At 57.0% G+C, this 15,076-nt stretch carries 10 protein-coding genes; 7 read left to right on the top strand and 3 right to left on the bottom strand.

All coding sequences use genetic code 11. The annotated features are described in order from the left end of the window. The first annotated feature begins 193 nt into the window (after positions 1 to 193). The 5 genes from yajC (at position 194) to IFT53_RS19225 (ending at position 5,033) form a co-directional block, all read left to right on the top strand. The gene (gene yajC / locus IFT53_RS19245; RefSeq protein ID WP_042619276.1) at positions 194 to 550 is read left to right on the top strand and encodes a preprotein translocase subunit YajC; all 357 of its coding nucleotides are present in this window, start codon (positions 194 to 196) and stop codon (positions 548 to 550) included. A 63-nt stretch (positions 551 to 613) separates the two neighbouring features. Further along, positions 614 to 3,172 carry a protein translocase subunit SecDF gene (secDF, locus tag IFT53_RS19240; RefSeq protein ID WP_042619277.1) on the top strand — a complete coding sequence of 853 codons (2,559 nt, stop codon included), beginning with the start codon at positions 614 to 616 and terminating at the stop codon, positions 3,170 to 3,172. Next, positions 3,172 to 3,564, top strand: coding sequence for an Mth938-like domain-containing protein (locus IFT53_RS19235; protein WP_042619278.1), 393 nt, complete (start codon positions 3,172 to 3,174; stop codon positions 3,562 to 3,564). The genes secDF and IFT53_RS19235 overlap by 1 nt, the downstream gene beginning before the upstream one ends. A gap of 26 nt (positions 3,565 to 3,590) precedes the next feature. Beyond that, entirely contained in the window at positions 3,591 to 4,427 is an 837-nt protein-coding gene (locus IFT53_RS19230; protein ID WP_446737693.1) for a phytoene/squalene synthase family protein, read from the top strand. Positions 4,428 to 4,535: 108 nt separating this feature from the next. Then, complete coding sequence (locus tag IFT53_RS19225) at positions 4,536 to 5,033, top strand: hypothetical protein (RefSeq protein WP_244656389.1); 498 nt, start codon at positions 4,536 to 4,538, stop codon at positions 5,031 to 5,033. Here the strand turns inward: IFT53_RS19225 and trmFO are convergent. Next, positions 4,982 to 6,475 (bottom strand): methylenetetrahydrofolate--tRNA-(uracil(54)-C(5))-methyltransferase (FADH(2)-oxidizing) TrmFO, encoded by a 1,494-nt coding sequence (gene trmFO, locus IFT53_RS19220; RefSeq protein WP_192066960.1) that lies wholly within the window; start codon positions 6,473 to 6,475, stop codon positions 4,982 to 4,984. The genes IFT53_RS19225 and trmFO overlap by 52 nt on opposite strands. Before the next feature lie 489 nt (positions 6,476 to 6,964). On the opposite strand from trmFO, the gene IFT53_RS19215 reads away from it, so the two are divergent. Beyond that, positions 6,965 to 8,218 (top strand): OmpP1/FadL family transporter, encoded by a 1,254-nt coding sequence (locus tag IFT53_RS19215; protein WP_192066959.1) that lies wholly within the window; start codon positions 6,965 to 6,967, stop codon positions 8,216 to 8,218. A gap of 522 nt (positions 8,219 to 8,740) precedes the next feature. After that, positions 8,741 to 9,535 (top strand): exopolysaccharide production regulator ExoR, encoded by a 795-nt coding sequence (gene exoR, locus IFT53_RS19210; protein ID WP_042619282.1) that lies wholly within the window; start codon positions 8,741 to 8,743, stop codon positions 9,533 to 9,535. 158 nt (positions 9,536 to 9,693) lie between these two features. Here the strand turns inward: exoR and IFT53_RS19205 are convergent, their stop codons facing one another. Continuing rightward, a complete protein-coding gene (locus tag IFT53_RS19205; RefSeq protein WP_192066957.1) occupies positions 9,694 to 12,207 on the bottom strand; it encodes a GcvT family protein in 2,514 nt (837 codons plus the stop codon). Positions 12,208 to 12,374: 167 nt separating this feature from the next. Beyond that, the gene (locus IFT53_RS19200; protein ID WP_192066955.1) at positions 12,375 to 14,954 is read right to left on the bottom strand and encodes a mechanosensitive ion channel family protein; all 2,580 of its coding nucleotides are present in this window, start codon (positions 14,952 to 14,954) and stop codon (positions 12,375 to 12,377) included. Positions 14,955 to 15,076: the final 122 nt, after the last annotated feature.

Below are 15,076 nucleotides of genomic sequence, written 5' to 3'. Positions count from 1 at the left end.
TATGAGGACGGCATAACACTAGAATTTCTGCGGGGTAGCATGGTGTTTACCTTCTTGAAAGGTTATGAGGCGTGGAAACGGTACTGCGTATCGCCTGTGTCTGTTGCATTCCGGGCGATCACAACTATATTCCGGCGGCTTGAAAAGCCGGCCAGTGGCTAAGACTGCGCCCGAATAATCTGAGGAGTTCTTTATGTTCATTAGCCAAGCTTTTGCCCAGGATGCGGCAGGCGCACCATCTGCATTCGGGTCCGGCCTTGAAATGCTTTTCCTGTTCGCCCCACTCATGGTGGTCTGGTACTTCTTCCTGATCCGTCCACAGCGCGCGCAGTTGAAGAAGCGTCAGGAAACACTGACGGCTATTCGCCGTGGTGACCAGGTTGTTCTGGGCGGCGGCATCGTTGGCAAGGTAACCAAGGTTATCGACGACAACGAGCTGGAAGTCGAAATTGCCGAAGGCGTCAAGGTTCGCGCATCGCGCACCTACATCGCTGAAGTCCGCGTCAAGGGTGAGCCGGTCAAGACCGAAGCTCCTGCCAACGCAAAGTAAATGACAAGCAGGTTGCGGCATCCGCAACCTGGGTTCTGACACCCAAACTTGACCGAGACCTCAATGCTTCATTTTTCCCGCTGGAAAACAGCCTTCATCTGGCTGGTCGTGCTTATAAGCGTGTTTATCGCTTCTCCAAACCTGTTTACCGACAAGCAATTGGAGGGCATGCCGAACTGGTACAAGGATAATAAAGTAACTCTCGGTCTCGACCTTCAGGGTGGCTCCCACATCATGCTCAAGATCGAGCGTTCCGACATTGTGAAGGAACGTCTCGAGACCATCGTGGGTGATGTGCGCACCCAGTTGCGTGATGCCAATATTCGCTATTCGGGCCTTGCTGGCAACGGCCAGCAGGTGCAGGTTCGCATTACCGATCCTGCCCAGTACGAAGCCGCCAAAACGGCATTGCGTGACCTGACTCTGCCGGTTTCATCCGGCACGCTGGTTGGTACATCCATCACCGAAGTGACGATGACGGATGTGGGCGAGAATGTTCTGCGCCTTAATCTGACGGATGACGGCATCGCTTATCGCCTATCGTCTGCGGTGTCCCAGTCCATTGAAGTCGTTCGCCGCCGCGTGGACGAAGTCGGCACGACTGAGCCGCTGATCCAGCGTCAGGGCAGCGACCGCATCATCGTTCAGGTTCCGGGTCTGCAAGATCCACAGCGTTTGAAATCGCTGTTGAACCAGACCGCGAAACTGTCCTTCCGCATGGTCGATACGTCCATGCCGGTGCAGGAAGCGATGAATGGTCGCCCGCCAGCAACATCTGAAGTGCTTTATTCGCAGGATGACCCACCGGTTCCATATCTGGTGGAGCGCCGTGCGCTTGTTTCCGGCGATAACCTCGTTGATTCGCAGGCCAGCTTTAACCAGCAGAACAATGAACCGGTCGTTACCTTCCGCTTCGACAGCCGTGGTGCACAGCGTTTTGCGCAGGCCACGCAGCAGAATGTCGGCAAGCCATTCGCTATCATTCTCGACAATCAGGTGATTTCCGCACCTGTTATCCGCGAGCCGATCATTGGCGGTTCCGGCCAGATTTCCGGTAACTTCTCGGTTGAGGGCGCTAACGACCTTGCCGTTCTCCTGCGTGCCGGTGCACTTCCGGCAACGCTGACAGTTGTTGAAGAGCGCACCGTGGGCCCAAGCCTTGGTAGCGACTCGATCAATGCCGGTCTGATGGCCAGCGCCATCGGTGCCGCCGCCGTCGTCATCTTTATGTTCATCTTCTACGGCTTCTTCGGCCTGCTGGCGAACATCGCCCTCATCGTCAACATTGTCATGCTTCTGGCGGTGTTGAGTATCATCGGTTCGACGCTGACCTTGCCGGGTATTGCCGGTATCGTTCTGACCATCGGAATGGCCGTTGACTCCAACGTTCTGATCTATGAGCGTATTCGTGAAGAGGTGAGAAGCGGCAAGCCGCTGATTTCATCGCTCGAAAGCGGATTTACCCGCGCTTTCGCGACCATAATGGATGCCAACATCACGACGCTGATTGTTGCCAGCGTTCTGTTCTACATGGGAACAGGACCGGTCAAGGGCTTTGCCGTGACGCTTGCCGTCGGTATCGTCACCACGGTCTTTACCGCCTATACGCTGACTGCGTGGATGTTCGGCGTGTGGGTTCGCCGCACCCGTCCGAAGGCACTGCCAAAGGGCATTCGCACTGCGATTTTCGACGGCAAAGACGTTCCTTTCATGCGTTACCGCCGCTTCGTGTTCTTCCTGAGCGGCGCGCTTATGCTGGCTTGCGTCGGCGGTTTCGCAACCAAGGGTCTCAACCTGGGCATCGATTTCCAGGGCGGCTCGGTTGTCGAGGTGAAGGCCAAGCAGGGTGATGCCGATATCGCTGATATCCGTGATCGTCTCAGCCAGTTGAACCTGGGCGAGGTTCAGGCGCAGGGCTTTGGAACACCACAGGATGTGTTGATCCGCATTCAGGCGCAGGAAGGCGGCGAGAATGCTGAGCAGTCTGCGATTACGCTGGTGCGTGGCGAGCTTGAGGACAAGTATGAGTTCCGCCGCGTTGAAGTGGTTGGTCCTGCCGTTTCCGGCGATCTGACGCTCACCTCCACCATCGGTATCGCGCTCGCCATGGTCGCCATCATGGCCTATATCTGGGTGCGCTTCGAATGGCAGTTTGCGCTCGGTGCCATCATCTCGATGGTGCATGACGTGGTCTTCACCATCGGTCTGTTCGTGTTCCTCGGCATCGAGTTCAACCTGACCAGTATCGCGGCTATTCTGACGATCATCGGTTACTCGCTCAACGATACGGTCGTCATCTATGACCGTATTCGCGAAAACCTGCGGCGTTACAAGAAGATGCCGCTATCGATGATTATCGACGTTTCGCTGAACCAGACACTGTCGCGCACCATCCTGACGGGTCTGACCGTGATGCTGGCGCTGCTGTCGCTCTACCTCTTCGGTGGTGAAGTCATCAGATCCTTCACCTTCGCGATGCTCTTCGGTGTTGGTATCGGCGTCTTCTCGTCGGTCTATATCGCCGCGCCGGTTCTGATTGCCTTCAAGCTTCGTCCAGGTGGTAACGACCCTGAAGATGCGAAGGCCGAAGCCAATGCCATTGGCGGCAAGCCTGCCGTCTGATGGCCGCTGGTATCGAAATACGCCCGGCCCATTTTCCCGGCCGGGCACCCATAGACGCCTACGGTAATGGCGGGTTTCGTTTCGCCGATATGTCGCATCGCGGTTCGCTTCTGTGCCTTCCCTCGGGAATTCACGGATGGGCCGTTAATGAGCCGAGCCAGCTCAGCATCGAGCATTTTTCGCAGATCATTGCCCAGGCCAGCGAGATAGAGTTTCTGCTTGTTGGTATGGGGGATACGATGCGGATGATACCCAAAGAGTTGCGGGCCGCCTTGAAGGACGCTGGCATCTCCGTCGATCCGATGAGCACGGGGGCTGCGGTAAGGACTTACAACATCATGCTTTCGGAATCGCGTGCCGTGGCGGCGGCGCTGATCGCCGTCGAGGGCTGAAAGAGCTTTATACAATGGCTGAGCGCATGACAGATACGGACGCGTGCATGAGCATGTTGCGCGATACCGATCGTGATCGGTATCTGGCATGCCTTTTGTCACCTCAGGATAAGCGCGCAGCACTCTGCGCTCTCTATGCCTTCAACGCAGAAATAGCCCGCATTCGCGACCTCGTGCGTGATCCGCTTCCCGGCGAGGTGCGCATGCAATGGTGGCGCGATCTGCTGGAAGGCAAGCCCCACGGCGAGAGCCTTGCCAATCCGGTGGCTGCCGCTCTTCTGGATGCTATCGAGACGCACAAGCTTCCGCGCCAGACGTTGATTAACATGATCGAAGCTCGGATTTTCGATCTTTATGACGATCCTTTCACCGATCGCAACGCATTGGAAGGCTATGCCGGGGAAACGGCATCCGCCCTGATCCAGCTTGCCAGCATCGTGCTTTCGCCAGAAGACGCTGCCGGCAATGCGGAGGCCGCAGGTCACGCCGGCGTGGCACAGGCCATGGCGGGGATGCTGTTGCTGATGCCGCTACACGCCAGCAGGGGGCAGGTCTTTATACCCCTCGACATGCTGTCTGCTGCCGGGCTTGACCGCGAGACGTTTCTGGAAGGTCAGGACAAGGCGCGGATTGGCGCTGCCATCGAGATCTTCTGCGTTCATGCGCAGGGGCATCTGGAGAAGGCGCGGCTTGCGCCCATCCCTAAGGCGGTTTTTCCAGCCTTTATTTCCGTTGCGCTGTCAGGTGGTGTTATCGCCAGGGCGCGCAGGGCCGGGGCGGGGCTCTTGACGCAGGATATCCTATCATCGCAGTTTCGCCGCCAGTGGCAGCTTGCCAAGGCGTCTTTCACCCGTCGCTTCTGACCATAGGTCCGCCCAGTCCATATTCGCGCAAGGCTTGACCACTATGTGATGATATTGCGAAGAACGCCTGAGCCGGGACGACGAGAGCAGCCGTATGGAGAGACATCGATGAGCCCTACAATCCTGATCGTCCTCTTTCCTTTGGCCATGTTGGGCCTTTATTTCCTGCGCCTGAAGCGTAACCCGGACGAGGATGACCTGCACGATCCGGGTCAGGCCATTCTCGATTTTGCTCGCGCCTTTCCGAACGAAGCCATCCGCAGCCTGCACATGACGGCTGATGGTAATGCGGTTTTCGTGCGCCTTCACGATAACAAGGCTGGCTTCATGCGCAACATGGGTAAACACCATGTCTGCATGTTGCTCGATCCCGAATGCATTCAGGTCGAACATCTGGAAACCGGCGATGGGTTTGTCGTGTCGTTTCTGGACAAGCCGAAATATAGCGGCGCCTACCGTTTCAAGACGGTGAAGGAGGCCGCGGAAGTTTCCCTATGGATGCTGGGAAGCATGCTGGAAGCGGTCCCGGCCACAGAGCCGGAACCCGCTGCGGATCAGGCCGCTGAAGCATCCGATACCAAGGTGTCGCCGCCTGTTTCCACCTGAGCAGATGCCGTTTCCGGTTCTGCGAAGATCGGCGCGGGGACGCCGAGCCATGAGGCGCAATCTGTGAGGGCGCGTCTGGCCATCAAATGACGCTTCATGATGGTCTTGTCCTTGCCACGGAAGCGTTTGACGCCTTCCGGCTTGACGATCGAACCTGGCTCCAATTCCGGGAATAGTCCGAAGTTGATGTTCATCGGCTGGAAGGAACGCTTGCCCGGCTCCTCATCGCTCGAAAGATGTCCACCGGTGATGTGGCTGAGCAGGGAGCCGAGTGCGGTTGTGGCCGGAGGAAGGCTGACGGGTTCGCCCTTGCGCTCTGCGCTGGCAAAACGGCCGGTCAGCAAGCCAATCGATGCGCTTTCGACATAACCTTCGCAGCCGGTGATCTGGCCTGCAAACCGCACAGATGGGCGTGACTTCAGCCGTAGCGACGGATCCAGCAGGCGCGGCGAATCGATATAGGTGTTGCGGTGGAGGCCACCGAGACGTGCAAACTCTGCGTTTTCGAGCCCGGGGATCATCCGGAAGATATCGGCCTGCGTGCCGTATTTCAGTTTCGTCTGGAAACCCACCATATTATAGAGCGTGCCGAGCGCATTATCCTGACGTAGCTGGACGACGGCGTAGGCCTTGACGGTGGGATTGTGAGCGTTGGTCAAGCCCATGGGCTTCATGGGGCCGTGGCGCAGCGTTTCGCGCCCGCGTTCCGCCATGATCTCGATGGGCAGGCAGCCGTCGAAATAGGGCGTGCCTTCCCACTCCTTGAAACCAACCGTATCGCCCGCGATGAGGGCGTCAATGAAGGCATGGTACTGTTGTTCGTCCAGCGGGCAGTTGATGTAGTCTTTGCCATTGCCGCCGGGCCCGACCTTGTCGTAACGCGACTGGTACCAGCAGATATCCATGTTGATGCTATCGCGGTGAATGATGGGGGCGATGGCATCGAAGAAGGCCAGCGCATCTTCACCGGTTTCCGCCTGAATGGAGGCGGCGAGGGCTGGCGAGGTGAGCGGGCCGGTGGCAATGATGGTGTTGTCCCATTCCTGCGGTGGCAGGCCGGAGATTTCCTCGCGGATGATGGTAATCAGCGGATGCGCTTCGAGTTTCGCCGTGACAGCGTCGGCAAAGCCATCGCGATCCACCGCAAGCGCGCTGCCGGCTGGCACCTTGTGCTCATCGGCGCAGGACATGATCAGCGAGCCGGCAAGCCGCATTTCAGCATGGATGACGCCGACAGCATTGGCCGTCGCATCATCAGAGCGGAATGAATTGGAGCAGACCAGTTCGGCAAGCGCGGTGCCCTTATGGGCATCCGTGCCACGCACGCCGCGCATTTCATGCATGATGACAGGCACACCAGACTGCGCGATCTGCCAAGCGGCTTCAGAACCTGCAAGGCCGCCACCGATGACGTGAATGGGGGAATAGGTCTTGTCTTGCATAACGCACTCGCACCGCCATGCAGCACGACGTGCGTTGTGGCAGATATGTTTGTTTGATGGATAGCCTGCCATTTTCAGGAGGCGAATGTGCCGTTGCAGTACCACGAGAGCGGAATGTCGCCAAACATTTTCCGCATGTCGTTGGTGTGGCGATGCTGTCTGCACGGGCTAAGCAATTTAACAGAGGGTGTTTATTCGCTGCCACCCTAAGGCGAAGGTCGTGGAAATACGGCCTTAGACGCGAAAACCCCGGATGTTGTCACACGGTCACAGTTGGTAAGATATAAAGCATATTGTTCTAATATAATTGGCTAATATAGCCTGACATGAGAATAAATTTACGAGATTTTCGCCTGCCTTCGAGTTGTTCAGCATTTTACGTAAATTATTTTTGCACTGCAAAAACGCATGGCTGCCATGCGACAGATTGTCTTTTTTATCAAAGCATTGCACGGTCTTTCCATCGCATTGCCTTGATTGGGGAGAGACATGGCAAAACAACATATCATTCTAAGTGGTGCTTTGAGCTTTGCCGTCGGCTTGACATCGATGTCACCTGCATTTGCGGGCGGGTTGGACAGAGGTGGTTACAACATAGACCAGCTTTTTGACGCTTCGCCGTTTACCTTTTCCTCCGGCGTGACCTATGTGATGCCGCAGCGGAAAATCAAAAATGCTCGCGATACAGATCCATTGGATGGGTCGCGCGCGGGTACTACGTATGCCGATGACTCCGAAAATTATGCCATTCCATATGTCGGCATCAAGGGCGGTTATGATGCTATTGACTGCCTTGTGGACTACTCTCAGCCGTTCGGGGCACATCTGCAGCCGGGTGCCGGTTGGGTGGGTGCGCAAAGCAACATAGAGACAAAAGTTCGCACCGATAATTACGGCCTGACATGCTCCTACAAATTTGACGTAGGTCCGGGACAGTTCCGTGTCATCGGTGGTGGCTTCTATCAGGAAATCGAAGGTTCCAAGACCCGCCTCGTCGCACCGCTCACCGGACCTGCAGCCACGCTCTTCACCGGCGTTGGCCGTCTTGAGATGAGCGATGAAGCACCGGGCTGGAGAGCCGGTGTTGCCTACGAAATTCCAGAATATGCGCTGCGTGCGAGCCTCGTCTACAACAGCCGAGTGAAATATGACAATCTCTCAGGCACACTCGACCTGACGCAGATACCGGGCGCTGTCAACCCGCTCAACCCCTTCCTTGGTCGCCGTTTCGGCGTCGTTGGTTCTGCGGAAGCCCCAGACTCGCTGGAACTCAAGGTTCAAAGCGGTATTGCTCCAGACTGGCTGGCTTTCGGCTCCGTCAAGTGGACGAACTGGAGCCTTATCCAATCCATCGGTTTCTGCCCCGTCGCATCGACAGGACTTCCATGCCCTCCGGGCGGCGTAACATCGCTGGATTTGCTCTATCGTGATGGCTGGACCGTTTCTGGCGGCATCGGCCACAAGTTCAACGATCAATGGTCTGGCGCACTGAGCCTGACATGGGATCGTGGAACAAGCACAGGCGTTGGCACACAGACCGACAGCTGGACACTTGGCACTGGCGTTTCTTACGCGGTCAATGAGAATGTGGAGATCCGCCTCGCCGGTGCGGTTGGTCTGCTGACAAGCGGTAGTTCCGGAGCGGTGTCTCGAGGTGGATTTACATACGGTGACGATGTTGCTTACGATTTTGGAAACGACATCGTTACGGCTGTCTCGACATCCTTGAAGGTGAAGTTCTAATTTCACCAACTCTATCAAAATCACCCGGCCTTCCAAGGCCGGGTTTTTTGTTGCCTGCCTGCAATATTGTGACGATTTAGCAACATATTTCTGCAACCTTCACGTTGCGTCAGAAAGCCGTCCTATTTGTCCATTTCCCGCCACAAACAAGTTGCTTGCTTGTCTTCAGGGACGCGGGAAACGGAAGAATATGCGGGCTTTTAAACAGGCTCTGCTGAAGTGGTTAATGTGAAAATGAAAGTGGATTCAGTGTCTAAGCAAGTAAACGCACGAATTGATTTCGTTGCCTTGCTGAAGACCATGATTGCGGCGACCAAACGCCGTTATATTGCCGGAAACGGCGCTTATATCTCATTTCGTGCACAGACCGACCTACAGACGCAGAAGCAGACCGGTAGCACCTTAAAAAGTGCGGCTGGAAAGACGCAGTGTGTTCGAAAATCGCAGCCTGGTGTGAATTGTCTTTGCAGTATTGCGTGAGTATTCGCTATACCCCGGGAAGAGTGAGAGAAGTCCGTTTAAATGCTGAAATGTGACATCAATGTTTTGAAGCCGCTATGGGCGGGTTTGTTGCTTGCAGCGCTGGCAATGCCTGCTGCAGCTTTTGATATCAATTCGGGCGTTACCAAGGAATCTGGTCCGTTTGACCTGTTCAAATTCGGCTTCAAGTCTTACAAGAGCGGCAAAAAGGACGACGCCGTCGAAGCATATCGCTACGCGGCGGAAAAGGGTCATACGGGCTCGCGCTGGGCACTCGCCAACATGTACGCCTATGGCGATGGTGTTGCGAAGAATGACTTCGAGGCATTCAAGATTTACAGCGAGATTGCGAGCCAGGGCGTGGAGCCGGGCTCTGAAGACACCGGGTTTTTCGTCAACGCGTTGCTGTCTCTCGCCGATTATTACCGCCATGGCATTCCCGGCAGCCCTGTAAAGAGCGATCTGTCGCAGGCGCGCCAGCTCTACTTCCAGGTTGCTTCCACATTCGGCGTTGCCGAAGCTCAGTTTGAGCTTGCTCAGATGATTCTGGCGGGCGAGGGCGGACGTGCCGATGCGCAGCAGGCCAAGAAGTGGCTGAACCAGGCACGCAAGCATGGCCACGCGGGAGCCATGTCAATCTTTGGAAACCTGCTGTTTCAGGAAGGTCAGACCGTGCGCGGTTTGGCCTTCATGACGGCTGCGCTGGACAAGTGTTCTTCGATCAACTGTAAGTGGATCCAGAACCTGCAGGAACAGGCGTTCTCTGTTGCGGCGGAAGATGACCGGCGCATAGCGATCTCGCTGGCGCAGAATATTTCATCTGGAAACGCTGATTGATCTGCTGAGCTTGCTCAGGACCAAATTCTTCATTGACGATATAGATGGGCCTGCACGCGGCGATGCGCGCAATGCCGTTGCTTGAGCCTGACGTCACCCAACAGACTAACCCCGGCACGAGGCCGGGGTGAGGTTTTCAAAGCGTGAGGGCGGCCTTATCAGGCCCTCAAGACGGCGTTGTCAGGGTCGAACGGGCTTTCACCCACCACTTCCGCATCATAGAGATCGCCGAGAATCTTGATCTTCAGCTTTGATCCGATCTTCGCTTCGGCAGGTGACAGCATGGCAAGCGCCAGCGATTTGCCGATGCGCCAGCCAAAGCCGCCTGATGTCGCGCGTCCGACGACATCGCCAGCCGCATTGTAGATGGCTTCTGATCCGCGTGCATCCACCGTGGTGTTGCCGGTGACGACGAGCGTGGAGAAGATCCAGCCCAAGCCCTTTTCCTTGCCAGCAACCACGGCATCGCGGCCGATAAACTGCTTTTCCGGCTTGATGAAGCGGTCGAGTCCCGACGTATAGGCATTGTATTCAACCGAGAGTTCGCGGCCCATGTTGCGGTAGGATTTTTCCAGCGACATGGAGACCATGGCGCGAATGCCGAAGGGCTTGATCCCGAATTCGGCTCCAGCTTCCATCAGGCGGTCGAAGATGTAGGCCTGCATCTCGATCGGGTGGTGCAGCTCCCAGCCGAGTTCGCCAACGAAGTTGACGCGCAGCGCGTGGGCAGTGGCAACGCCGACAGAAATTTCCTTGGCGGTGAGCCATGGGAAGTCCTTGTTGTCGAGGCTGGTGCGGGTGAGCTTTTGCAAGACCGCGCGCGACTTGGGGCCAGCCAGTGCCAGAACGCCGTATTTCTGGGTGATGGGCTGCAGGATGACGGAGCCATCTGATGGTGCGAGGCGGCGCAGCACATCGTGGTCGTGGTTTTCCAGGCCACCAGCAGAAACGAGGTAGAACCGGCCGGGCGCCCACTCATAAACCGTGAACTCGGCCTTCACGCCGCCATCCTTGGTGAGAAGGTGCGTCAGCGCGATGCGACCACGCTTCTTCGGGATGGCATTGGCGAGGATGGATTCGAGCCACTGCCGCGCTCCGGGGCCTGAAACCTCCATCTTGGCGAAAGCAGACATATCCAGCACGCCGACATGTTCGTTGACGTGTTTGACCTCGTTGCCGACATGCTCGAAATAGTTGGAGCGGCGGAACGACCATTTTTCAACGATGCGGCCATCTTCCAGCGCGGGCGCGTGGTTGTGGTTGGTGATGACATCGGCACCGACGCCGAGTTCCTCTGGCTTCAGCGCGTAACCATCCGGCACGAACCAGTTGGCGCGTTCCCAGCCATAGACGCTGCCAAAGACACCGCCGAGCTTTTTCAGGCGATCATAGATCGGTGTCGTCTTGAGCGGACGGGCGGCGGCGCGCTCTTCATCGGGATAATGCATGGTGAAGACGTTGGCGTAGGCTTCCTCGTTTTTCGCAATGAGGTAGCCTTCGGTCGCATAAGGGCCGAATCGACGCGGATCGACGCCCATGAGGTCGAGGGTCGGTTCGCCTTCTACGATCCATTCCGCAAGTTGCCAGCCTGCGCCACCGGCAGCGGTGATGCCGAAGGAGTGACCTTCGTTCAGCCAGAAGTTCTTCAAGCCCGGGGCAGGGCCGACGATGGGGTTACCATCGGGCGTGTAGGCGATTGCGCCATTATAGACCTTCTTGATTCCCACTTCGCCAAAGGCCGGAACGCGGGCGATGGCGGCTTCGATATGGGGCATGAGGCGGTCGAGCTCTTCCTGGAAAAGCTCGTATTCGCTCTGGTCCGAGGGGCCATCGACATAACAGACGGGTGCACCCACCTCATAGGGCCCGAGAATGAGGCCGCCGGCTTCTTCGCGCATGTACCAGGCGCTATCGGATTCGCGCAGAACACCCATTTCCGGCAGACCCTGCTTGCGGCGCTCCTGAATGGCCGGGTGCGGCTCTGTGACGATATATTGGTGCTCAACCGGGATGACTGGGATGTTGATGCCGACCATCTCGCCGGTCTTGCGGGCAAAGTTGCCGGTGCAGGAAATGACGTGCTCGGCGATGATTTCGCCCTTGTCGGTTGTCACCTTCCAGTGACCATTCTCAAGCTGTTCCAGCGCGGTGACGGTGGTGTTGCGATAGATGGTCGCGCCCTTGTCGCGTGCGCCCTTGGCCAGCGCCTGCGTCAGGTCTGCGGGCTGAATATAACCATCGTCAGGATGCTGAATGGCGCCCAGAAGACCATCCGTTTCGCAGAGTGGCCAGATTTCCTTGACCTCTTCAGGCGTCAGCATCTTTACGTTGACGCCGATGGTTTCGGCAATGCCCGCATAATACATGTACTCGTCCCAGCGGTCCTTGGTGCGGGCGAGGCGGATGTTGGAGACCTTGGAAAAGCCGACATTCATGCCGGTTTCTTCCTGAAGCTCCTCATAGAACTTGACCGAGTATTTGTGGATCTGCCCCACGGAATAGCTCATGTTGAACAGCGGCAGAAGACCGGCTGCGTGCCATGTGGAGCCTGAGGTTAGCTCCTTGCGCTCAATCAGCACAGAATCGCCCCAGCCTTTTTTGGCCAGATGATAGAGCGTCGACACACCGACAACGCCGCCACCGATTACCACCGCCCGCGCATGTGTCTTCATGATGCAAGTTCCCCTTGAGGCATAATGGCCCGCTTATGTGTGAGCCTTTTCAAACCAATATGGGCCAGACTATGCAATGTCGCATCGTTGCTCAAACGCCTGATTACGACATGCAAAAGGCTCGCCGCGACGGCGAGCCTTTTGACGATTTTCAAGCGCAGAGTGCTTCAGCCCGCTCTGTTGCGCGCAGATGGCTTGGATGCCTCGATCTTGGGCTCTTTCGCGGTGTCTGCATCGCTCTCGTCCAGTGCCTTCGGCATGTCCTGCTTCGGTGCGGCTGCCGCTGCTGTATGGGACACAACTGCCTTTTCGCCCTCTTCGGCCAGCAGCGCTGCGAGCATTTGCGGATTTGTTTCACCCTCGACGTGGATGTTCAAATTGCGCTGCGGCATGGGAATGGTGATTCCCTCCTGGCGGAAACGCTTGAGGATTTCCATGCGCAGATTGTTCTTCACCGTCAGGCCGTGATTGAGGTCGGAAAGGTGGAAGCGCAGTTCGAAATCCAGCGAGAAATCGCCGAATCGCAGAAACTCCACATGCGGTTCAGGATTGCGCAACACTGGCGTCTGCTTCTTCACCAGTTCCAACAGAATATCCATGACCTGCTGCGGGTCTGTCTCATAGGCCACAGAGACAGGGATTTCGGCACGCTGGATGCGGTTTCTGTGGGTCCAGTTTCCGACTGAGGAATTGATGAATTCCGAGTTCGGCACGATGATCGACTGGCCTCTGAAGGTTTCGATCTCGGTAGCGCGAACCGACAGGCGCTTGACGGTGCCTTCCACAGTGCCGGTGACCACCCAGTCGCCCACCTTGAAAGGCCGCTCGACGAGCAGAATGAGGCCCGACACGAAGTTCGAAACGATGTTCTGCAAGCCAAAACCGATACCGACAGACAGGGCGGAGGCCACAAGTGCCAGGCTGGAAAGATCAAGACCTGCAGACGAAATGCCGAATATGGCGGCGAAGACGATGCCGAGATAGCCAATACCGGTGCCAACCGAGTTTCGGACGCCAGCGTCTACCTGTCCGCGAGCCATGACGTTGCGGTCCAGCCAACGCTGGAACCACCGTGTTATGGCATAGCCAACGGCAAAGACCAGAATGCCGCTGAAGATGCTGATGAGGGAGATGGACGTGTTGCCGATGGTGAAGCCCGTCAGCAGACGGTAAGCCCAATTTTCGATATCGCCCGGCTGGAAGCCCCATGAAAACAGGATGAGGGGAACGCCGAAGGAAAGCGCGATGCCGTAAATGCCGAGCCCGGCGGCAAGGCCTGCCTGATCCAGCGCGACCGGGCCCAGTTTGAAGCGTCTGCCCAGATGGCGACCGACAAGGGTTTCGGCAAAGGCACCCTGTTTGGCAATGGCCTTGCCCGAGAGGATGCCGATATAAACCGTTGCGAGAACGGCGCCGGTTGCGACGATCTGGGTGGCCAGGAAGCGTGCGAGGCCGACATAGCCTGTCAGGCAGGCACCGATCAGCAGAAGCCCGCCCATGGCCAGCAGGATTGAAAGCCAGCGGGGAAGGCGCTGACGACCGGTTTCTGCGTCCTCATCCTTGCCGATCATCGGCTTGAGGAACGACATGGCCAGAAGAATGGAGCCGATGATGATGGAGGCAACGAAGCTTTTTGCGACCGTCAGAATCAAAGGCGAGTTCAGCGTCTCGCTGATAGTGCCGAAAAGATAATCGAGACCATTGACGAGCGACATGAACAGTACGGCGGCAGATAGTGTACGCGCGCCGCGATTGGACACATGCAGCAAGCGCCATTCGGGATGGTTCGGCGCAAAAATTGCGTAGGTGAGGCGCGAAACGAAATAGCAGAAGGCAAGAACCGTCATCGCCACGAAAACGATGGGCGCAATATCCGGCCTCAGAACTCCGAAGTTGTCCAGCAGGAAGGCCGAGGTGACCATCAGCAGGAATACGGAGGATGACTGGATCATCGTGGACCAGAAGGCGACCGACAGGCGGCGGAGATAGGATGGCTCACCCGAAAAGGCGCGGCGCTCCATTCTGTGGCCCAGCAGGCGGTATCCGCCAACCAGAAACAGCAACGCTGCCACCGCAGACAGCGACACCGCGCCAAACATGGACACGCGCTTGTAATTCCACACGAAAATTGCCCAGCCTGAGAGCGAGCTGCTTACGGCTGAAATTTCACCGAGAAATTCCTGGCCAGCCTCGCTGAGGACAGAGGGCGAAATTTCCGTGCGCTTGAACAGGGTAGCGGCGAAAAGGGAGCGGCGAATCGAGGTGATGTTGTTGGAAAGTTGCGTTGCGTGGCCTGCAACCGCCTCGGCTTCACCCAGAACCGCATTGATCTGGGATTTTTCCGAGTTCAGGCGAGTTCGCTCATCCGTTACCACGCTTGCTTCCGGCGGCTGACCTTCCTTTGGTGGCGCGCCAAGGGAATTGATGCGCGCATTGATCTCGTCAAGCCTGCTGCGCAGGCTGGCAACCGTGCTGGCTGCATTGCCGGCCAGATCATCCGCTTTGCTTTTCAGGTCGACCAGACGCGGGTCCTCGGTGCGGGCTTCCTCGATCTGCTGGTTGATCTGCGCCATGGTCGCTCTCGACTTCTCGAGGTCGGTCTTGGACTGCTCAACGATAGGGAGCGGTTCCACTGGGGCTGTTTGAGCTGGCGCCTGCGCAAAAGCGGCGGATGATGCCACTATCGAAGTGGCTATCAGCAACATCAGCGCCGGAAACCACCGTTCCAGCCTTATCGAAAACATCATCAAGAGTGCCCTTTTAAAGTCGGCCAAATCATGCGGTCAAAATAGTCGGCATATTTGGTGTATCAAGAACCTACCGCAGAATTAGCGCTTCTTTCCAGTCTCAACCATTACCTTGCCGATCA

Origin of the sequence: Rhizobium sp. CFBP 13644 (genome assembly GCF_014842165.1) — a bacterium.
GTDB lineage: Bacteria > Pseudomonadota > Alphaproteobacteria > Rhizobiales > Rhizobiaceae > Agrobacterium > Agrobacterium tumefaciens_C.
Note: the sequence above shows the minus strand (reverse complement) of the source record. Positions and strands in the feature narration are given on the sequence as shown.